This window comes from Streptomyces sp. NPDC033845, assembly GCF_055576225.1.
In genome coordinates, this window is record NZ_JBVIRI010000001.1 from 103,934 (window position 1) to 125,163 (window position 21,230).

Genomic DNA, 21,230 nt, shown 5'->3' on the forward strand with positions numbered 1-21,230 from the left:
CGGTGAGGACTTGCGCGTACCACGCCACTCTAGACGCTGCCCTTCACTCGCCCCGCGCGGGGGTGGCCCCGTGTTGGGCCGAGCGCCGCAACACGGGCCGCCGTAGCGGTCCGGCGGGTCGCGAGGTGACAGGGTAGTGACGGAGCGGAGGCACTCGAATAGCCGCACGCCGCAGCGGGGGTAGGCTCGGAATCGCGCCGGTGCACCGTTCGTCACCGGGACATCCAGACATGTGGAGAGGAGCCCTGACCCACGGTGAGCACCAAGCCGACGACCACAGAGCTCGAATGGACCGAACTGGACCAGCGGGCTGTCGACACCGCCCGGATCCTGGCCGCGGACGCGGTCCAGAAGGTCGGAAACGGCCACCCGGGGACGGCGATGAGCCTCGCCCCCGCCGCCTACACCCTGTTCCAGAAGGTGATGCGGCACGACCCGGCGGATCCCGAGTGGGTGGGCCGCGACCGTTTCGTGCTCTCCGCCGGCCACTCGTCGCTGACCCTCTACACCCAGCTGTACCTGGCCGGTTTCGGCCTGGAGCTGGACGACCTGAAGGCGTTCCGCACCTGGGGCTCCAAGACCCCCGGCCACCCGGAGTACGGCCACACGGCCGGCGTGGAGACCACCACCGGCCCGCTGGGCCAGGGTGTCGCCAACGCGGTGGGCATGGCCATGGCCGCCCGCTACGAGCGCGGTCTGTTCGACCCGGAGGCCGCCCCGGGCACCTCCCCCTTCGACCACATGGTCTACGCGATCGCCGGTGACGGCTGCCTCCAGGAGGGCATCTCCGCCGAGGCCTCCTCCCTCGCGGGCCACCAGAAGCTCGGCAACCTGGTGCTGCTGTGGGACGACAACCACATCTCCATCGAGGGCGACACCGAGACGGCCGTCTCCGAGGACACCCTCAAGAGGTACGAGGCGTACGGCTGGCACGTCCAGCGGGTCGCCCAGCAGGCCAACGGCGACCTCGACCCCAAGGCCCTGTACGCGGCCCTGGAGGCGGCCAAGGCCGAGACCGAGCGTCCGTCCTTCATCGCCGCCCGCTCGATCATCGCCTGGCCGGCCCCGCACGCCCAGGGCACCGAGGCCGCGCACGGCTCGGCGCTCGGCGGCGACGAGGTGGCCGCCACCAAGCGGGTCCTGGGCTTCGACCCGGAGCAGACCTTCGAGGTCTCCGACGAGGTCATCGCGCACACCCGCAAGGCCCTGGACCGCGGCCGCGACGCCAAGGCCGCGTGGGAGAAGGAGTTCTCCGCCTGGCGCACCGCCAACCCGGAGCGCGCCGCCTCCTTCGACCGGATCCAGGCCAACGAGCTCCCCGAGGGCTGGGAGGACGAGCTCCCGGTCTTCGAGACCGGCTCCTCGGTCGCCACCCGCGCCGCCTCCGGCAAGGTGCTCGGCGCGCTCGGCGCGGTCATCCCGGAGCTGTGGGGCGGCTCGGCCGACCTGGCCGGCTCCAACAACACCACCATCGACAAGAACTCCTCGTTCCTGCCGACGGGCAACCCGCTGCCGGAGGCCGACCCGTACGGCCGCACCGTGCACTTCGGCATCCGCGAGCACTCGATGGCCGCGGCCATGAACGGCATCGCGCTGCACGGCCACACCCGCATCTACGGCGGCACCTTCCTGGTGTTCTCCGATTACATGCGCAACGCCGTCCGGCTCTCCGCGCTGATGCACCTGCCGGTGACCTACGTGTGGACGCACGACTCCATCGGCCTCGGCGAGGACGGCCCGACCCACCAGCCGGTCGAGCACATCGCCTCGCTGCGCGCCATCCCGGGCCTGAACCTGGTCCGCCCGGCCGACGCCAACGAGACCGCGATCGCCTGGCGCGAGATCCTGCGCCGGCACACCAAGGTCTTCGGCAAGGGCGCCCCGCACGGTCTGGCGCTGACCCGTCAGGGCGTGCCCGTGTACGACCGCAACGAGGACGCCGCCAAGGGCGGGTACGTGCTCTTCGAGGCCGAGGGCGGCGACGCCCAGGTGCTGCTGATCGGTACCGGCTCCGAGGTCCAGCTGGCCGTCGCGGCCCGCGAGCAGCTCCAGGCCGAGGGCATCCCGACCCGGGTGGTCTCGATGCCGTCCGTGGAGTGGTTCGAGGAGCAGGACGAGGCGTACCGGGCGAGCGTGCTGCCCGCCTCCGTCAGGGCCCGGGTCGCGGTCGAGGCCGGCATCGGCCTGACCTGGCACCGGTACGTCGGCGACGCCGGCCGGATCGTGTCCCTGGAGCACTTCGGTGCCTCGGCCGACGCCAAGGTCCTCTTCCGCGAGTTCGGTTTCACCCCCGAGGCCGTGACCGCCGCCGCCAAGGCCTCCCTCGCGGCCGCCGCGGGCTGACGCCCGTACCCAAGCACCAGTAGGAGATGCAATTCCCATGACAGACGCACTCAAGCGCCTCTCCGACGAAGGCGTGGCGATCTGGCTGGACGACCTGTCCCGCAAGCGCATCACGTCCGGCAACCTGGCCGAGCTCATCGACCAGCAGCACGTGGTCGGGGTCACCACCAACCCGGCGATCTTCCAGAAGGCGATCAGCGGCGGCGAGGGCTACGCCCCGCAGCTGACCGATCTCGCGGCCCGCAAGGTGACCGTGGAAGAGGCCCTCCGGATGATCACCACGGCGGACGTCCGGGACGCGGCGGACATCCTCCGCCCGGTCTACGACGCCACCCAGGGCCAGGACGGCCGGGTCTCCATCGAGGTCGACCCCCGGCTGGCCCACCAGACCACCGCGACCATCGCCGAGGCCAAGCAGCTGGCCTGGCTGGTGGACCGGCCGAACACCCTGATCAAGATCCCGGCGACCAAGGCCGGCCTGCCGGCGATCACCGAGGTCATCGGCAAGGGCATCAGCGTCAACGTGACGCTGATCTTCTCGCTGGAGCGCTACCGCGAGGTCATGGACGCCTACCTGGCGGGCCTGGAGAAGGCGAAGGCCGCGGGCCTGGACCTCTCGAAGATCCACTCGGTGGCCTCCTTCTTCGTGTCCCGGGTGGACACCGAGATCGACAAGCGGCTCGACACCATCGGCACCGACGAGGCCAAGGCCCTGAAGGGCAAGGCGGCCCTCGCCAACGCCCGTCTGGCCTACCAGGCCTTCGAAGAGGTCTTCGCCGGCCCCCGCTGGGAGGCCCTGGACAAGGCGCAGGCCAACAAGCAGCGCCCGCTGTGGGCCTCCACCGGCGTCAAGGACCCCGCGTACAAGGACACCCTGTACGTGGTGGACCTGGTCGCCCCGGGCACCGTCAACACCATGCCGGAGGCCACCCTGGAGGCAACCGCCGACCACGGCGTGGTCACCGGTGACACCATCCGCGGCACCTACGAGCAGGCCCGCGCCGAACTCGACGCGGTCGCGAAGGCCGGCATCTCGTACGACGATGTGGTCCAGCTGCTCGAAGACGAAGGCGTCGAGAAGTTCGAGGCGTCCTGGAACGACCTGCTGAAGTCGACCGAGGCGGAGCTGGCGCGCCTCGCCCCTGCGGAGGACTGAGCATTTTGTCTGTAAACGGAGCGAACCCGCTTCGTGACGCACAGGACCGGCGGCTCCCGCGCATCGCGGGGCCGTCCGGCCTGGTCATTTTCGGCGTTACGGGTGACCTGTCGCGCAAGAAGCTGATGCCCGCCGTCTACGACCTGGCGAACCGGGGGCTGCTGCCACCGGGCTTCTCGCTGATCGGTTTCGCCCGCCGTGAATGGGAGCACGAGGACTTCGCCCAGGAGGTCTACGAGGCCGTCAAGGAGCACTCGCGGACCCCGTTCCGGGAAGAGGTCTGGCAGCAGCTGGTGCAGGGCTGCCGGTTCGTCCAGGGCGACTTCGACGACGACGAGGCGTTCGAGACCCTGAAGACGACCATCCAGGAACTCGACAAGCAGCAGGGCACGGGCGGCAACTTCGCCTTCTACCTGTCGGTGCCGCCGAAGTTCTTCCCCAAGGTGGTCAAGCAGCTCAAGAACCACGGGCTCGCGCAGCAGGAGGGCTCCTGGCGGCGTGCCGTCATCGAGAAGCCCTTCGGCCACGACCTGGCGAGCGCGGAGGAACTCAACAAGATCGTCCACGAGGTCTTCCCCCGTGACGAGGTCTTCCGGATCGACCACTACCTCGGCAAGGAGACCGTCCAGAACATCCTGGCGCTCCGCTTCGCCAACACCATGTTCGAGCCGATCTGGAACCGGTCGTACGTGGACCACGTGCAGATCACCATGGCCGAGGACATCGGCATCGGCGGCCGGGCCGGCTACTACGACGGCATCGGCGCCGCCCGCGACGTCATCCAGAACCACCTGCTGCAGCTGCTGGCGCTCACCGCGATGGAGGAGCCCGGCTCCTTCCACCCCAAGGCGCTGGTGGCCGAGAAGCTGAAGGTGCTGACGGCGGTGGAGCTGCCGGACGACCTGGGCAAGCACACCGTGCGCGGCCAGTACTCGGGCGCCTGGCAGGGCGGCGAGAAGGTCGTCGGCTATCTGGAGGAGGACGGGATCGACCCGAACTCCAAGACCGACACCTACGCGGCCGTCCGGCTGGAGATCAACAACCGCCGCTGGGCGGGGGTCCCGTTCTACCTGCGGACCGGCAAGCGGCTGGGCCGCCGGGTCACCGAGATCGCGGTGGTCTTCAAGCGGGCCCCCTACCTGCCGTTCGAGTCCGGGGCCACCGAGGAGCTGGGGCAGAACGCCCTGGTCATCCGGGTGCAGCCGGACGAGGGCGTGACCGTCCGGTTCGGCTCCAAGGTGCCGGGGACCTCCATGGAGGTCCGGGACGTGACCATGGACTTCGCCTACGGCGAGTCCTTCACCGAGTCCAGCCCCGAGGCCTACGAACGGCTGATCCTGGACGTCCTGCTGGGCGACGCGAACCTCTTCCCGCGCCACCAGGAGGTCGAACTGTCCTGGAACATCCTCGACCCGATCGAGCAGTACTGGGACACCCACGGCAAGCCCGCGCAGTATCCGGCGGGCACCTGGGGGCCGGTCGAGGCGGACGAGATGCTCGCACGAGACGGACGGAGCTGGCGCCGGCCATGAAGATCGATCTCACGGAGACCACCTCCAGCAGGATCAACTCCGCGCTGGTGCAGGCGCGCCGGGACATCGGCACGCCGGCCATCGGCATGGTGCTGACCCTGGTCATCGTCACCGACGAGGAGAACGCCTACGACGCCCTGAAGTCGGCGAACGAGGCCTCCCACGAGCACCCCTCGCGGATCATCGTGGTGATCAAGCGGGCCAGCCGTTCGCCGCGCTCGCGGCGGGACGCCCGGCTCGACGCGGAGATCCGCGTCGGGACGGACTCCGGCACTGGCGAAACGGTTGTTCTGCGGCTGCACGGCGAACTGGTCAACCACGCCCAGTCAGTGGTCCTGCCGCTGCTGCTGCCGGACGCCCCGGTCGTGGTCTGGTGGCCCGAGGGCGCCCCCAGCGACCTGGCGGGCGACCCGCTGGGCGCGCTGGGCCAGCGCCGGATCACCGACACCTACTCCGCCGAGGACCCCATCGGGGCCCTGGGCGCCCGGGCCGCCGCGTACGCCCCGGGCGACACGGACCTGTCCTGGACCCGGATCACCCCCTGGCGCTCCATGCTGGCGGCGGCCCTGGACCAGCAGGCGCTCAAGGTGACCTCGGCGACCGTCGAGGGCGAGGACGAGAACCCCAGCTGCGAGCTGCTCGGCATGTGGCTGGCCGACCGCCTCCAGGTCCCGGTGAAGCGGGACCTGTCCCGCGGGCCGGGACTGACCGCGGTCCGGCTGGAGACCGAGGGCGGGGACATCGTCCTGGACCGGGCCGACGGCGCCCTGGCCACCCTGTGCATGCCGGGGCAGCCGGACCGCGCGGTGGCCCTCAAGCGCCGGGACACCTCGGAACTGCTGGCGGAGGAGCTCCGCCGGCTGGACCCGGACAACACGTACGAGACCTCGCTGAAGTTCGGCGTGGACCGGCTGACCCTGGCCAAGCCCACGGACGCCATCGCGGCGACCAGGCCGGCCGACCCGTCGGCGGCCGCAACGGCCCCGCGCGCCAAGGCCGCCGGCTCCGGCCCGGCCAAGTCCGCGGCCACTTCCGGATCCGCTCCGGCCAAGGACTCCGGGACCGGGGCGGCTCCGGCCGAACCGGCCGCGAAGGCCCCCGCGAAGAAGAACCCGGGCAAGTAGCCTCCAGGGGCCCGGCCGGCCGCCCTCACGGGCGCCGGCCGGGCCCCCCGCGGTTCCTTCCCCGAACCCTGCCCCGAACGAGAAGGCGGCACCACCATGGGTATGACGACACCTCAGGTCGTCGTCCACCGCGACAAGGACCTGATGGCCCAGGCCACCGCGGCCCGGCTGATCACCAGGATCGTGGACGCGCAGGCCGCCCGCGGCAGCGCCTCCGTGGTGCTGACCGGCGGCCGCAACGGCAACGGCCTGCTGGCCGCGCTCGCCCAGGCCCCGGCCCGGGACGCCGTCGACTGGGCCCGGCTGGACATCTGGTGGGGCGACGAGCGGTACGTGCCCGCCGAGGACCCCGAACGCAACCACACCCAGGCCCGCGAGGCCCTGCTGGACTCCGTGCCGGTGGACCCGGCCCGGGTGCACGTGATGCCCGCCTCGGACGGGCCCTTCGGCGAGGACGTGGACGCGGCGGCCGCCGCGTACGCCGAGGAGCTCCGGGCGGCCGCCGCCCCCGAGGACCACGGCCCGGTCCCCACCTTCGACGTGCTGATGCTGGGCGTCGGCCCGGACACCCACGTGGCCTCGCTGTTCCCGGAGCACCCGGCGACCCGGGAGACCCTGCGGACGGTGGTCGGGGTGCACGGCGCGCCCAAGCCGCCGCCCACCCGGATCTCGCTGACCCTGTCGGCCATCTGCGCGGCCCGCGAGGTGTGGCTGCTGGCGGCCGGCGAGGACAAGGCCGGGGCGGTCGCCCTGGCCCTGGGCGGCGGCGGGGAGGTCCAGGCCCCGGCCGCGGCCGTCCACGGCCGGGCCCGCACCCTGTGGCTGCTGGACCGCACGGCGGCCGCGAAGCTGCCCTCCGGGATGTACCCGCCCGCGCTGTCCTGAGCCGGGCACCGGCCGTACGGCGCGCCGAGGGCCGCGCACCCCGCTCCGGGGTGCGCGGCCCTCTCGCCGTACGGGCGGCCGGTCCGGGTCAGGCGCGGCCGCGCAGCTCCCGGTAGCGGGCCACCAGGGCCTCGGTGGACGGGTCCAGCCCGGCCACCTCCGCGCCCTCGGTGAGGGCCGGCTCCAGGCGCTTGGCGAGCACCTTGCCGAGTTCCACGCCCCACTGGTCGAAGGAGTCGATGTTCCACACCGCGCCCTGGACGAACACCTTGTGCTCGTACAGCGCGATCAGCTGGCCGAGCACCGAGGGGCTGAGCTCGGCGGCCAGCACGGTGGTGGTCGGGTGGTTGCCGCGGAAGGTCTTGTGCGGGACCAGTTCCTCGGCGACCCCTTCGGCCCGGACCTCCTCGGGGGTCTTGCCGAAGGCCAGCGCCTGGGTCTGGGCGAAGAAGTTCGCCATCAGCAGGTCGTGCTGGGCGGCGAGGCCGGCCGGGAGTTCGGCGACCGGGCGGGCGAAGCCGATGAAGTCCGCCGGGATCAGCTTGGTGCCCTGGTGGATCAACTGGTAGTAGGCGTGCTGGCCGTTGGTGCCGGGGGTGCCCCAGACCACCGGGCCGGTCTGCCAGTCCACCGGGTTGCCGTCGCGGTCCACCGACTTGCCGTTGGACTCCATGTCCAACTGCTGGAGGTAGGCGGTGAACTTGGAGAGGTAGTGGCTGTACGGGAGGACCGCGTGCGACTGGGCGTCGAAGAACGAGCCGTACCAGATCCCCAACAGGCCCAGCAGCAGCGGGGCGTTCTCCTCGGGCGGGGCGGTCCGGAAGTGCTCGTCGACCAGCCGGAAGCCGGCCAGCATCTCGCGGAAGGCCGCCGGTCCGACGGCGATCATCAGGGAGAGGCCGATGGCCGAGTCGAAGGAGTAGCGGCCGCCCACCCAGTCCCAGAACCCGAACATGTTCGCGGGGTCGATGCCGAACTCGGTGACCTTCTCCTCGTTGGTGGAGAGGGCGACGAAGTGCCGGGCGACGGCGGCCTGTTCCCCACCGAGTCCGGCCAGCAGCCACTCCCGGGCCGCCGTGGCGTTGGTGATCGTCTCCACCGTGGTGAAGGTCTTGGAGGCGATGATGAACAGGGTCTCGGCCGGGTCCAGGCCGTGCACCGCCTCGTGCAGGTCCGCCCCGTCCACATTGGAGACGAAGCGCACGGTCAGCGTACGGTCGGTGAAGGTGCGCAGCACCTCGTAGGCCATCGCCGGACCGAGGTCGGAGCCGCCGATGCCCACGTTGACCACGTTGCGGATGCGGCGGCCGGTGTGCCCGGTCCACTCCCCCGACCGGACCCGGTCGGCGAAGTCCGCCATCTTGTCGAGCACCGCGTGCACCTCGGGGACGACGTCCACGCCGTCCACCTCGACCACGGCCTGGGCCGGGGCCCGCAGCGCGGTGTGCAGCACCGCCCGGTCCTCGGTGATGTTGATCTTCTCGCCGCGGAACATGGCCTCGCGCAGCTCCGCGACCCCCGTCGCGTCCGCGAGCTCCCGCAGCAGTGCCAGCGTCTCGTCGGTGACGAGGTGCTTGGAGTAGTCGATGTGCAGGTCGCCGACCCGCAGGGTGTAGCCGGTGCCCCGACCGGGGTCCGCTGCGAACAGGTCCCGCAGGTGCGTCTGCCCCAGCTCCTCCCGGTGCTTGCCGAGTGCCAGCCACTCGGGGGTCCGGTTCAGCCTGCCGCGGCCTTCTGCCTTCATGTCGGACATCAACCCTCTTCCGTCCTGTTGAGCCCCGCCACCCCCCAACCTAAGGGATCGGAACGGGACCGAGGCGCACAAACGGGCCCGGCCCGCTGGAGAAGGTGTCCAGCGGGCCGGGCCCGTAAGTCAGACGGTCAGATCTCGCCCCGCAGCTTGGCGAGGGCCTCCGCGAGGATCGCCTCGCCGTCGGCGTCGGTGCGCCGTTCCCGTACGTACGCCAGGTGGGTCTTGTACGGTTCGGTGCGCGGCGGCGCCGGGGGGGCTTCCCGGTCCTGGCCCGCGGGGAACCCGCAGCGCGGGCAGTCCCAGGTGTCCGGGACCTGCGCGTCGCTGGCGAAGCTCGGCTGTGTCTCGTGCCCGTTGGAGCACCAGAAGGAGATGCGCAGACGGGGCGCGGACTCGCCGCGCTCGGCCTCGCCCATCGGCCCCGCTCCGACCCGACTTCCACGGATCGCGTTGCCACTTGCCACGGTCGTAACTCCCTGCGTGATGGTGCCGCGAAGCGTGAGTGTACCGCGCTGTACCCGAGTTGGGGTCAGGTGCTGGACTTCATCAGCAGGCCGAGGGCGACGATGCAGGCGAACCAGAGCAGACCGACCACCACGGTGATCCGGTCCAGGTTGCGCTCGGCGACCGAGGAGCCGCCGACGGAGGACTGCATGCCGCCGCCGAACATGTCGGAGAGGCCGCCGCCCTTGCCCTTGTGCATGAGCACCAGCAGCATCAGCAGCGCGCTGAAGACCATCAGGGCGATCTGGAACCCCATAACCACGGCTGGACCCTACTTCCTGGATTCGATGATGCGGGGGCCGGCGGCTGATGGTTCAGCCCTCCCGGCCCCCGCAAGGGTACGACGGATCCGTCCTACCGCCTACTCACTGCGATGCTCACTGGTCGCGGAAGCGGACGATCTTGACGAACTCGTCCGAGTCCAGCGCGGCACCGCCGACCAGGGCGCCGTCCACATCGGGCTGCGCCATGATCGCGGCGATGTTCCCGGACTTCACCGAGCCGCCGTACTGGATGCGGACCTTGTCGGCCAGCTCCTGGGAGTACAGCTCGGCCAGCCGGCCGCGGATCGCCCCGCAGACCTCCTGGGCGTCCTCGGGGGTGGCGACCTCGCCGGTGCCGATCGCCCAGACCGGCTCGTACGCGATCACGATGGACTCGGCCTGCTCCGCCGGGAGGTCCTTGAGGCCGCCGTCGACCTGCGCCAGGGTGTACGGCACCTGCTCGCCGGCCTTGCGGACGTCCAGGCCCTCGCCGACGCAGAGGATCGGGGTGATCCCGTGCTTGTAGGCGGCCTTGACCTTGGCGTTGCAGACCTCGTCGTTCTCGGCGTGGTACTGGCGACGCTCGCTGTGGCCCACGGCGACGTAGCCGACCTTCAGCTTGGAGAGCATCGGGCCGGAGATCTCGCCGGTGTAGGCGCCGGAGTCGTGCGCCGAGATGTCCTGGGCGCCGTACTTGATCTTCAGCTTGTCGCCGTCCACGAGGGTCTGGACGGAGCGCAGGTCGGTGAAGGGCACCAGCACCGCGACCTCGACGGCCTCGTAGTCCTTGTCGGCGAGCGCGAAGGCGAGCTTCTGGACGTGGGCGATGGCCTCCAGGTGGTTGAGGTTCATCTTCCAGTTGCCCGCCATCAGCGGGGTACGGTCAGTCACTTTGTTCAGTCCTCCAGTGCGGCGATGCCGGGGAGCGTCTTGCCTTCGAGGTATTCGAGGCTGGCGCCGCCGCCGGTCGAGATGTGGCCGAAGGCGTCCTCGTCGAAGCCGAGCGTGCGCACGGCGGCCGCCGAGTCCCCGCCGCCCACCACGGTGAAGCCGGGGCTGTCGAGCAGGGCCTGCGCCACGGCCTTGGTGCCGCCGGCGTAGTCGGGGTGCTCGAAGACGCCCACCGGGCCGTTCCAGAACACCGTCTCCGCGTCGGCGATCTTCGCAGCGTACAGCTCGCGGGTCTTCGGGCCGATGTCCAGGCCCTCCTTGTCCGCGGGGATGCCGTCCGCGTCCACGGTGTCGAAGACGGCCGGGGTCTTGCCCTTGAGGTCGGGGAACTCGGTGGAGACCAGCACGTCCACCGGCAGGACCAGCTCGACGCCGGTGTCCTTGGCGCGCTTCATGTACTCGGTCACCACGGGGATCTGGTCCTCCTGGAGGAGGGAGATCCCGACCTCGTGGCCGAGGGCCTTGAGGAAGGTGTAGGCCATGCCGCCGCCGATCAGGATGCGGTCGGCCTTGCCGAGCAGCTCGTCGATGACGGCGAGCTTGTCGGAGACCTTGGCGCCGCCCAGGACGACCACGTACGGGCGCTTGACCTCGTCCGTGAGCTTCTTCAGGACGCCGATCTCGGTGGCGATCAGATAGCCGGCCGCGTGCGGGAGCCGCGCGGGCAGGTCGAAGACCGAGGCGTGCTTGCGGTGGACGGCGCCGAAGCCGTCCCCGACGTAGACGTCGGCGAGCTCGGCGAGCTGGTCGGCGAAGGCGCCGCGCTCGGCGTCGTCCTTCGCGGTCTCACCGGCGTTGAAACGCAGGTTCTCGATGACGGCGACCTGGCCGTCGGCGAGGGCGGCGACCGTCTCCTTGGCGGAGGGGCCGACCGTGTCGGTGGCGAACGCGACGTCCTGGCCGAGGAGTTCACCGAGCCGGGCGGCGGCCGGGGCCAGCGAGAAGGCCGGGTCCGGGGCGCCCTTGGGGCGGCCGAGGTGCGAGGCGACGACCACGCGCGCACCGGCTTCGGCGAGCTTGGCGATGGTCGGCTGCACGGCGCGGATCCGGCCGTCGTCGGTGATGGCACCGTTCGACAGCGGCACGTTGAGGTCGGCGCGGACGAACACCCGCTTGCCGGCGACGCCTTCGGAAAGCAGTTGGTCGATCGTCTTCATGTTTTCTCTGATCTCCTTCGGGCCCGGGGCCCGGAACGAGGGACGTGGCAAGCGACAGGGCCCGTACAGCGCTTCGTCGCGCTGCCCGAGCCCTGTGCTTCACAACATCGTTGGTGCCTGCTCCGAAACTTAGAGCTGACCGCCGACGAAGACGGTGAGGTCGACGAGGCGGTTGGAGTAGCCCCACTCGTTGTCGTACCAGCCGACGACCTTGACGCTCTTGCCCTGGACCATGGTCAGGGAGGAGTCGAAGGTGCAGGAGGCCGGCCAGTTCACGATGTCGGAGGAGACGATCGCGTCCTCGGTGTAGTCGAGGATGCCCTTCAGCTGGCCCTCGGCGGCCTTCTGGAACGCGGCGTTGACCTCGTCCTTGGTCACCTCGCGCTCCAGCTCGATGACCAGGTCGGTCACGGAGCCGGTGGGGACCGGGACGCGCATCGCGATGCCGTCGAGCTTGCCCGCCAGCTCCGGGATCACCAGCGCGGTGGCCTTGGCGGCACCGGTGGTGGTCGGGATGATGTTCTCGGCGGCCGCGCGCGCCCGGCGCAGGTCCGAGTGCGGGAAGTCCAGGATCCGCTGGTCGTTGGTGTAGGCGTGGACCGTGGTCATCATGCCCTTGACGATGCCGAAGTTCTCCAGGAGGACCTTGGCCATCGGCGCCACGCAGTTGGTGGTGCAGGAGGCGTTGGAGATGACGTGGTGGTTGGCCGCGTCGTACTTGTCCTGGTTGACGCCCATCACGATGGTGATGTCCTCGTCCTTGGCCGGAGCCGAGATGAGGACCTTCTTCGCGCCGGCGGCGAGGTGCTTGGCGGCGTCGGCCTTCTTGGTGAAGATGCCGGTCGACTCGATGACGATGTCGGCGCCCAGTTCGCCCCAGGGCAGGTTCGCCGGGTCGCGCTCGGCGAAGGTCTTGAAGGTGTTGCCGCCGACGGTGATGGAGTCGGCGGTGTGGCTCACCTCGGCCTTGAGGCGGCCCAGGATGGTGTCGTACTTGAGAAGGTGCACGAGGGTGGCGTTGTCGGTCAGGTCGTTGACACCGACAATCTCGATGTCCGCCCCCTGCTCCAGGAGCGCCCGGAAGTAGTTGCGGCCGATACGGCCAAAACCATTGATGCCTACGCGGATCGTCACGAACCGATCTCCTCGTTGGTGCGCCGGCCTGTCCTGCCGGCGAGCTGTATGGGATGTCCCCGACCGCTTACGACCCTACCTCTCCGTGAGGCGTTGAGTGACATCGAACGGGCGCTGACACTCGCGTATCCGCGCCCGGAAGGCCCCCCGGGGCCTGTACCACTGGTGTCGGCACGGGCTCCGAGGGACTTTCTCCTCCCTTACGGAGAGTGAGGGGCGGGTCAGCGGTGCAGGGACCTGAGGGCCTTGCCGAGCAGCTGTGCGCGATCCTTGGCCGCCGGCAGGTGTTCCAGGCCGAAGCCCAGCAGGACCGTGTCACGCGTAGTGACCGAGGCGTAGGACTTGAACAGTTCGCCGGAGCGGGACCAATCTCCCGGAACCTCGGGACTTCCGGCCGGAGCGGGCTGGACGCGCCACTCCCCGAGGGAGGTCTCGAAGCCCTCGGCGGGCTGGTCGGCGCCCCGGGTGGAGAGCCGGGCCTCGTCCAGGAAGACCCCCCGGCCCCCGGATCCGGGGTCGGTGATGTAGGCGAAGGAGAGCTCGACCTTCTTGCCGGCGTAGGCGCTGAGGTCGAAGGAGACCTGCTTCCAGCCGGCCGAGGAGCCGGTGAAGCTGTTCCAGGCCCCGCTGGTGCCGGCCGGGGTGCAGCCGCCGGACTCCACGGTGAGGTAGCGGCGGAGGAAGGGGTGGCCGTTGACGAAGAACCCGGCCTCGCACTCCTCGGGCACGGTGGTGGAGGTGAGTCCGCCGGCCTCGGGCAGGGTGGTCCAGTCGTCGCCGCCCTCGGTACGGGCCTCCAGGACGGCGTGGTCGTAGCCCGGCTCGGTGTTCCAGTTGAGGGCGGCCTTGAGGGCCGGCGCGTCGGCCGCGGTGACCCCGGTGAGGTCCACGGTGCGGGTCAGCCGCTTCCAGTCGTCGTCGTCATGGGTGGCGGAGGCCATCCAGGCGCCGGCGGCCGGGGCGTAGGGGTTGACCACACCGGCGTACTGGCCGCCCTGGGCGCTCTTGAACTGCGGGAACCGCTCCGGTGCCAGGGTGTCGGAGGTGACGGTGTAGGAGCCGGGCAGGTCGAGCGGGTTGTCCACGGCCCCGGCGAGCGGGCCGGTGGCGCCGTTGAGCGCGCCGGCGCCGGTGAAGCCGGTGGCTCCCCTGACCGTGGCCCGGCCGTAGGCGCCGAGGTAGTACTGGCTGATGTCGTCGGTGACGGCCCGGCCGATCTGGACGTTGCCGCCGGCCCGTTCGCCGGCCTCGATCAGCCTGCCGCCCTCGTTGAGGAAGGAGCGGACGGCGAGCTGGGTGGCGCCGCCCGGCACCTGGGCGCCGGTGTAGTGCACGGCGGTGCGGAAGTGGGAGAGCACTCCGAGGGGGTGCGGGGCGCCGCCCTCGGCCACGTCCCAGACGGCGGCGGAGCGGCCGGTGGCGCGGAGCGCGTCCACATAGGTCTGGGCGTGCTTGGCCTTGGTCCCCTCCTCGGCGATCACCAGTACGTCGGCGCGGGGCCGCTGGGCGACGGTGTAGGTGAAGCGCTCGCTGGTGACGCGCTTGCCGGTGGCGCGGTCGCGGCCGGTGAACCAGACCTCGACCTTGTCGCCGGGGCGGGTTCCGTCGATCTCGGCGCGGTACTCGTCGAACCAGAGGTTGTCCTCGCCGCCGTACCGCTCGCCGCCCTTCCAGGCCTTGAGGTTCCGGTCGTGGGTGCGGCCGCCGTTGACGCGGTAGTTGAGCTCCTTGTCGCGCAGCGACTTGCGGGCGGTGACGGAGACCTCCTGGTCCTCGCCGCGGGCCGCGTAGGAGGTGGTGAAGGGGTCGGGGGTGAAGTCGGGGGCGGTCAGGCCCACCACGGAGACGGGCTTGTCGGGGTGGGCCGCGGTCTCGGCCACGGCCAGGGCGAAGGGCACGTTCTTGGCGAACTCGGCCTGGATCAGCTTCTCGTCGTCCGGGAAGTTGAATCCGGAGGCGCAGTCCTCGGGCCGCCAGGGGTCGTTCGGGTCGGACTGGGAGGCGGTCCGGCAGGTGGTCATCTCCGGCGTGAACATCATCGTGCCGTTGACGTTGGCGGCGTGGCCGTCGGCCTCGCCGTTGGTGGTGTAGAGCTCGGAGGACAGCTGCGGGTAGTAGCCGGGCACGGCCGGGTTCTCGGGGGTGCCGGCGAGGGCCTTGTAAAGGACGTCGTCGGGGGTGGGGGTGGCGACCTGCCAGCCCACGCCGTAGAGGAGGAGTTCGGCGGCGGAGTGGTAGTTGATGCCGTACTCGAAGCCGATCCGCTTCTGGAAGCGGTCCAGGGCGACGGTCTCGGGCTCGGAGTTGGGGCCGGCGCCGCGGAAGGTCTCGCTGGACTGGTTGGGCGAGGAGCCCTCGTTGTCGTAGCCCCACTTGTAGGCGAAGTTGCGGTTGAGGTCGACCCCGTCCCCGGTGGTGGTCTTCCCGTCGCCGTTGTTGTCGCGGAGGTTCTTGCGCCAGAGCCGGTCGCCGTCGGGAGCGTGGGTGTAGTCGTAGCCGTCGGGGTTGGCGGAGAGCAGGAACCACAGCTCGGTGGTGTCGACCAGCTTGGTGATCCGCGCGTCCTTGCCGTAGCCGTCCGTGTAGTGGTGGAGCAGCCGGCGGGTCATCTCCGGGGTGATCCACTCACGGGCGTGCTGGTTGGACATGTAGAGCACGGAGGGCTTGGAGCCGTCCTTGGCCTTGCGGGCGTTCTTGGTGACCTTGACGGCGAGGATGTCCTTGCCCCGCACGGTCTTGCCGATGGAGACCACCTTGGCGATGCCGGGGTGGTCCTGGGCGGTGCGGGCGATCTCCTCGGCGAGGCCGCCGGAGCCGCTGTAGGGGCGGAAGACCCCGTCCCCGGCGGCCCTGGCGCGGGCCGAGGCGCCGGCCGGGGTGCGGTTCTCGGTGAGCTTGACGCCCTGGGCGCCGAGCTGCCGGGCCTGGGCTCCGGTGAGGAAGAGCTCGACCCGGGCGGTGCCCTTCTCGGGTGCCCGTTCGCCGAGCTCGTGGGCGTCCTGGCCGGCGGCGAGGACGAGCGGGACCTGTTCCCTGGTGATGTCGGCCCGGTAGACCCGGACCTCGTCGGCCCCGGCCGGTGTGCCGGTTCCGTCGGTCGCCCGCGCCTGGGCGGGTGTCTGTGCCTGGGCCACCGGTACGGCGGCGAGCGAACCGAAGACGAGTGCGCTGGCAGCGAGGATCGATCTCGCGCGGTGCCTCATGTGCCCCCCTGGGCGTCGTCAGCCACGAAAGCGTCGGACGACAGGCTCACGACCCGCCCATGCCCATGTCAATGGGGCGTGCCGGACCGAAGGCGCGAAACCCCCTCCCGGCCGAGGCCGGGAGGGGGTTGCGGGGGTGGTCAGCCGGCCAGGTTGTCGGCGAGTTCCTCACTGAGGTTGGACTCGGTGCCCGGGATGCCCAGGTCCTGGGCCCGCTTGTCGGCCATGGCCAGCAGCCGGCGGATCCGGCCGGCGACGGCGTCCTTGGTGAGCGGCGGGTCGGCCAGGGCGCCCAGCTCCTCCAGGGAGGCCTGCTTGTGCTCCATGCGGAGCCGGCCGGCCGCGGCGAGGTGTTCGGGGACCTCCTCGCCGAGGATCTCCAGGGCCCGCTGGACCCGGGCTCCGGCGGCGACGGCAGCCCGTGCCGAGCGGCGCAGGTTGGCGTCGTCGAAGTTGGCCAGCCGGTTGGCGGTGGCCCGGACCTCGCGGCGCATCCGGCGCTCTTCCCAGGCCAGCACCGACTCGTGGGCGCCCAGCCGGGTCAGCAGGGCGCCGATGGCGTCCCCGTCGCGGACCACGACCCGGTCGACCCCGCGGACCTCGCGGGCCTTGGCGGCGATGGACAGCCGGCGGGCGGCACCCACCAGGGCCAGGGCGGCTTCCGGGCCCGGGCAGGTGACCTCCAGGGAGGAGGACCGGCCGGGTTCGGTGAGCGAGCCGTGGGCCAGGAAGGCACCGCGCCAGGCGGCCTCCGCGTCACAGGTGGCCCCGGAGACCACCTGCGGGGGCAGCCCCCGGATGGGCCGTCCGCGGCCGTCCACCAGCCCGGTCTGCCGGGCCAGCTGGTCGCCGCCGGCGACGACCCGGACCACGTACCGGCTGCCGCGCCGCAGACCGCCGGGGGCCATCACCACCAGGTCCGAGGAGTGGCCGAAGATCTCCAGGATGTCCTTGCGGAGCCGTCGGGCCGCGATCCCGGTGTCCAGCTCGGCCTCGATGACGATCCGGCCGCTGACCAGGTGCAGCCCGCCCGCGAACCGAAGAATCGCCGAGACCTCCGCCTTCCTGCAGCAGGTGCGGGTGACGGGCAGGCGGGAGATCTCGTCCTTCACCGCTGGCGTCATCGCCATGGGCCGATCCTTCCATGCATCCGAAAAATACGGTCGTACGCGGCGGCCAGGAGCTCCGGGTCGTGCTTCGGAGAACCGTCTTCCCTGGCCACCGGCGCCAGCTCGACCGCGGCACCGAGGCGTTTTGCGGCATCGGCGAGGGACTCGCGGTCGGGCACGGCGGCCTGGTCGGCCAGCACCACGTCCAGGGCGAGTTTAGGGGCGTGTCGGGCCAAAACCTCCAAATGACGCTGCGGAGAGAAGCCCTCTGTTTCGCCGGGTTGCGGTGCGAGGTTCAGCGAGAGGACCCGCCGGGCCTTCGTCCGGGACAGCGCGTCGAGCAGTTCCGGCACCAGCAGGTGGGGGATCACCGAGGAGAACCAGGAGCCGGGGCCGAGCACCACCCAGTCGGCGTCCAGTACGGCCTCGACCGCCTCCGGGACGGCCGGCGGGTCCTCGGGGACCACCTGGACGGACAGCACCTCGCCGGGGGTGAGGGCCACCGTGGCCTGGCCGCGGACGGTGTCCACGGCCTCCGGGCGGGCCGGGTCGTGGCCGCGGACCAGGGCCTGGAGCTCCAGCGGGACGGCCGACATGGGCAGCACCCGGCCGTGCGCGCCCAGCAGCTTCCCGACCAGGTCCAGGGCCTGGACGGGGTCGCCGAGCTGTTCCCACAGGGCGACGATCAGCAGATTGCCGACCGCGTGTTCGTGCAGGTCGCCCTGGGATTCGAAGCGGTGCTGGATGACCCGGGCCCAGGTCTGGCCCCAGTCGTCGTCCCCGCAGAGGGCGGCCAGCGCCTTGCGCAGGTCACCCGGGGGCAGCACGCCGAGCTCCTCCCGGAGCCGGCCGCTGGAGCCGCCGTCGTCGGCGACGGTCACCACGGCGGTGAGGTCGCCGGTGATCCGCCGCAGCGCGGCGAGCGAGGCCGACAGGCCCCGGCCGCCGCCCAGGGCGACCACCTTGGGCTGGGCGCCGCCCCGGCGGGCCGCCCGGGACGTCTCGTCACGTCCCGCGGTCAGCCGGCGCAGGCGGCGCAGCCGCAGGCTCCGTCCGGTCACTCGCGCCCCATGTCCCGGTGGACGACGACGGTCTCGACACCCTCGGAGGCCAGGCGGGCGGCGAGCTTCTCGGACATGGCCACGCTGCGGTGCTTGCCGCCGGTGCAGCCGACGGCGATGGTCACGTAGCGCTTGCCCTCGCGGCGGTAGCCGGTGGCGATCAGCTGGAGGAGCTCGGCGTAGCGGTCGAGGAACTCCTTGGCGCCGGGCTGGTTGAAGACGTAGCCGGACACCTCCTCGTTGAGGCCGGTGAAGGGGCGCAGTTCCGGGACCCAGTGCGGGTTGGGGATGAACCGGCAGTCCACCACCAGGTCGGCGTCCACCGGCAGGCCGTACTTGTAGCCGAAGGACATCACGGTGGCGCGGAGCTCGGGCTCCTCGTCGCCGGCGAACTGGGCGTCCATCTTGGCGCGCAGCTCGTGGACGTTCAGGCTGGAGGTGTCGATCACCAGGTCGGCGTCCCCGCGCAGCTCGCGCAGCAGGTCGCGTTCGGCGGCGATGCCGTCGACGATGCGGCCGTCGCCCTGGAGGGGGTGCGGGCGGCGGACCGATTCGAAGCGGCGGACCAGGGCGTCGTCGGAGGACTCCAGGAAGACGATGCGCCGGGTGACCCCGCGGGTCTCCAGGTCGGCGAGGGACTCCCGGAGGGCGTCGAAGAACTGCCGGCCGCGGACGTCGACGACCACCGCGATCCGGGCCACGTTGCCCTGGGAGCGGGCGCCCAGTTCGACCATGGTGGGGATGAGGGCCGGGGGCAGGTTGTCGACGACGAACCAGCCGAGGTCCTCCAGGCACTTGGCCGCCGTGCTCCGGCCCGCTCCGGACATGCCGGAGATGATCACCAGCTCCGGGATGGCCGCCTCGGCGGCCTCGCCGGGCTCCACTGTCGTGCCCGTACTCACCTGTGCTCCGTCTCCGTCGTACGCGGTCATGTGTCGGCTCCCCGTTCAGACGAGGGTCCCGCGGGCGCGGGTCCCTCGTCTTCAATGATCTCTCCTGTCGCCGTGTTGACGGCAGGACCCGCGGGGGTGATCCCCGCGAGGGCCGCGGCCACGGTCTCGGCCGTCTTGCGGCCTATGCCGGGGACCTCGCAGATCTGCTCAATTGTGGCCTGTCTCAGCTTCTTGACCGAACCGAAGTGCTTGATCAGGGCCTGCTTGCGGGTTTCGCCCAGGCCGGGCACCTCGTCCAGCGGTCCGGCCTTGAGCCGCTTGCCGCGCTTGTTGCGCTGGTACTGGATGGCGAACCTGTGCGCTTCGTCACGGACCCGTTGCAGCAGGTAGAGGCCCTCGCTGGTGCGGGGCAGCACCACGGGGTCGTCCTCGCCGGGCAGCCAGACCTCCTCCAGCCGCTTGGCCAGGCCGCAGACGGCCACGTCGTCGATGCCGAGCTCGGTCAGGGCCCGCTGGGCCGCGGCCACCTGGGGCTGTCCGCCGTCGACCACCACCAGCTGGGGCGGGTAGGCGAACCGCTTGGGGCGGCCGTCGTCCTCGGGCGGGCCGTCCTCGCCGTCCTCCGGCTCCCACTCCCCGGTGTTCATCTTGTCCCGCAGATAGCGGCGGAACCGGCGGGAGACCACCTCGTGCATGGACCGGACGTCGTCCTGGCCCTCGAAGGACTTGATCTGGAAGCGCCGGTACTCGCTCTTGCGGGCCAGCCCGTCCTCGAAGACCACCATCGAGGCGACCACGTCGTCGCCCTGGAGGTGGGAGATGTCGAAGCACTCGATGCGCAGCGGGGCGCCGTCCAGGTCCAGGGCCTCGGCGATCTCCTCCAGGGCCCGGGAGCGGGTGGTCAGGTCGCTGGCCCGGCGGGTCTTGTGGAGCACCAGGGACTGCTGGGCGTTGCGGTGCACGGTCTCCATCAGGGACCGCTTGTCGCCGCGCTGCGGGATCCGCAGGCTGACCTGGGAGCCGCGGCGCTCGGCGAGCCACTGGCCGAGGGCGGGCGCGTCCTCGGGGAGGGCCGGGACCAGCACCTCCTTGGGCACGCTGTCGCCGGTCTCCTCGCCGTAGAGCTGCTGGAGGGCGTGTTCGACCAGGCCGGCCGTGTCCACCGCCTCGACCTTGTCGGTGACCCAGCCGCGCTGGCCGCGGACCCGGCCGCCGCGGACGTGGAAGATCTGGACGGCGGCCTCCAGCTCGTCCTCGGCGACGGCGATCAGGTCGGCGTCGGTGGCGTCGGCGAGGACGACCGCGCTCTTCTCCATGGCGCTGCGCAGGGCCGCCATGTCGTCGCGGAGCCGGGCGGCCTTCTCGTACTCCATCTCCTCGGCGGCCTCGTGCATCCGGGCTTCGAGGCGGCCGAGCTGGGCGCCGGTCCGGCCGGCCATGAACTCGCAGAACCCCTCGGCGAGTTCGCGGTGCTCCTCGGGGGTGACCCGGCCGACGCAGGGGGCCGAGCACTTGCCGATGTAGCCCAGCAGACAGGGCCGGCCGATCTGCGCGGACCGTTTGAACACCCCGGCGGAGCAGGTGCGGACGGGGAAGACCCGGAGCATCAGGTCCACGGTCTCGCGGATCGCCCAGGCGTGGGCGTAGGGCCCGAAGTAGCGGACGCCCTTCTTCTTGGGTCCGCGCATCACCTGGACCCTCGGGTACTCCTCGTTCAAGGTGACGGCGAGCGAGGGATAGCTCTTGTCGTCGCGGTACTTGACGTTGAACCGGGGGTCGTACTCCTTGATCCAGGAGTACTCCAGCTGCAGCGCCTCCACCTCGGTGGCCACCACGGTCCACTCGACGGAGGCCGCGGTGGTCACCATGGTGGCGGTCCGGGGGTGCAGCCCGGCCAGGTCCTGGAAGTAGTTCGCCAGCCGCTGGCGCAGGCTCTTGGCCTTCCCGACGTAGATCACCCGGCGGTGCTCGTCGCGGAAGCGGTAGACCCCCGGGGAGTCGGGGACCTGCCCCGGCTTGGGGCGGTAGCTGGAAGGGTCGGCCATGCCGCCACCCTACTGGCGCGGACCGACACCGGGCCCCGGCCCAGACCGCCGGAACGGGCGGCGGGCGGGGTACCCGGTGCGGCCCGGCCGGTCCGTGGGGTACCGGCCGGGCCCGTG

At 71.3% G+C, this 21,230-nt stretch carries 16 protein-coding genes; 5 read left to right on the forward strand and 11 right to left on the reverse strand.

From position 1 onward, the window contains the following. Positions 1 to 255 precede the first annotated feature (255 nt). The 5 genes from tkt to pgl all read left to right on the forward strand — a co-directional run bounded on the left by tkt (position 256) and on the right by pgl (position 7,040). Positions 256 to 2,343, forward strand: a complete 2,088-nt coding sequence (gene tkt, locus ACZ50K_RS00510; RefSeq protein ID WP_468895480.1) for a transketolase — start codon at positions 256 to 258, stop codon at positions 2,341 to 2,343. 37 nt (positions 2,344 to 2,380) lie between these two features. Then, positions 2,381 to 3,499, forward strand: coding sequence for a transaldolase (gene tal, locus ACZ50K_RS00515; RefSeq protein WP_468895483.1), 1,119 nt, complete (start codon positions 2,381 to 2,383; stop codon positions 3,497 to 3,499). A 2-nt stretch (positions 3,500 to 3,501) separates the two neighbouring features. Further along, the gene (zwf, locus tag ACZ50K_RS00520; protein ID WP_468897129.1) at positions 3,502 to 5,031 is read left to right on the forward strand and encodes a glucose-6-phosphate dehydrogenase; all 1,530 of its coding nucleotides are present in this window, start codon (positions 3,502 to 3,504) and stop codon (positions 5,029 to 5,031) included. Next, positions 5,028 to 6,155 (forward strand): glucose-6-phosphate dehydrogenase assembly protein OpcA, encoded by a 1,128-nt coding sequence (gene opcA / locus ACZ50K_RS00525; protein ID WP_468895486.1) that lies wholly within the window; start codon positions 5,028 to 5,030, stop codon positions 6,153 to 6,155. Before zwf ends, opcA begins: the two co-directional genes overlap by 4 nt. 102 nt (positions 6,156 to 6,257) lie before the next feature. Beyond that, complete coding sequence (gene pgl / locus ACZ50K_RS00530; RefSeq protein WP_468895489.1) at positions 6,258 to 7,040, forward strand: 6-phosphogluconolactonase; 783 nt, start codon at positions 6,258 to 6,260, stop codon at positions 7,038 to 7,040. Positions 7,041 to 7,128: 88 nt separating this feature from the next. On the opposite strand, the gene pgi is transcribed toward pgl, so the two are convergent. From pgi to uvrC, 11 genes are all read right to left on the reverse strand, one after another. Then, complete coding sequence (gene pgi, locus ACZ50K_RS00535; protein WP_468897131.1) at positions 7,129 to 8,784, reverse strand: glucose-6-phosphate isomerase; 1,656 nt, start codon at positions 8,782 to 8,784, stop codon at positions 7,129 to 7,131. Positions 8,785 to 8,921: 137 nt separating this feature from the next. Next, a complete protein-coding gene (locus ACZ50K_RS00540) occupies positions 8,922 to 9,257 on the reverse strand; it encodes an RNA polymerase-binding protein RbpA (RefSeq protein ID WP_468895492.1) in 336 nt (111 codons plus the stop codon). Between the two features lie 65 nt (positions 9,258 to 9,322). Continuing rightward, a complete protein-coding gene (gene secG, locus ACZ50K_RS00545; RefSeq protein WP_468897133.1) occupies positions 9,323 to 9,553 on the reverse strand; it encodes a preprotein translocase subunit SecG in 231 nt (76 codons plus the stop codon). Between the two features lie 121 nt (positions 9,554 to 9,674). Next, positions 9,675 to 10,451, reverse strand: coding sequence for a triose-phosphate isomerase (gene tpiA / locus ACZ50K_RS00550; RefSeq protein ID WP_468895495.1), 777 nt, complete (start codon positions 10,449 to 10,451; stop codon positions 9,675 to 9,677). 5 nt (positions 10,452 to 10,456) lie between these two features. Continuing rightward, the gene (locus ACZ50K_RS00555; protein ID WP_468895498.1) at positions 10,457 to 11,668 is read right to left on the reverse strand and encodes a phosphoglycerate kinase; all 1,212 of its coding nucleotides are present in this window, start codon (positions 11,666 to 11,668) and stop codon (positions 10,457 to 10,459) included. A 129-nt stretch (positions 11,669 to 11,797) separates the two neighbouring features. Continuing rightward, on the reverse strand, positions 11,798 to 12,802 hold the full coding sequence (gene gap / locus ACZ50K_RS00560; protein WP_468895501.1) for a type I glyceraldehyde-3-phosphate dehydrogenase: 1,005 nt from the start codon (positions 12,800 to 12,802) through the stop codon (positions 11,798 to 11,800). A 221-nt stretch (positions 12,803 to 13,023) separates the two neighbouring features. Further along, positions 13,024 to 16,005 (reverse strand): M14 family metallopeptidase, encoded by a 2,982-nt coding sequence (locus ACZ50K_RS00565; RefSeq protein WP_468895504.1) that lies wholly within the window; start codon positions 16,003 to 16,005, stop codon positions 13,024 to 13,026. A gap of 140 nt (positions 16,006 to 16,145) precedes the next feature. Next, complete coding sequence (whiA, locus tag ACZ50K_RS00570; protein ID WP_114057080.1) at positions 16,146 to 17,135, reverse strand: DNA-binding protein WhiA; 990 nt, start codon at positions 17,133 to 17,135, stop codon at positions 16,146 to 16,148. Beyond that, positions 17,126 to 18,175 (reverse strand): gluconeogenesis factor YvcK family protein, encoded by a 1,050-nt coding sequence (locus tag ACZ50K_RS00575; protein ID WP_468895507.1) that lies wholly within the window; start codon positions 18,173 to 18,175, stop codon positions 17,126 to 17,128. The genes whiA and ACZ50K_RS00575 overlap by 10 nt, the downstream gene beginning before the upstream one ends. Beyond that, on the reverse strand, positions 18,172 to 19,107 hold the full coding sequence (gene rapZ / locus ACZ50K_RS00580; protein ID WP_468895510.1) for an RNase adapter RapZ: 936 nt from the start codon (positions 19,105 to 19,107) through the stop codon (positions 18,172 to 18,174). Before rapZ ends, ACZ50K_RS00575 begins: the two co-directional genes overlap by 4 nt. Further along, positions 19,104 to 21,113 carry an excinuclease ABC subunit UvrC gene (gene uvrC / locus ACZ50K_RS00585; protein ID WP_468895513.1) on the reverse strand — a complete coding sequence of 670 codons (2,010 nt, stop codon included), beginning with the start codon at positions 21,111 to 21,113 and terminating at the stop codon, positions 19,104 to 19,106. The genes rapZ and uvrC overlap by 4 nt, the downstream gene beginning before the upstream one ends. Positions 21,114 to 21,230: the final 117 nt, after the last annotated feature.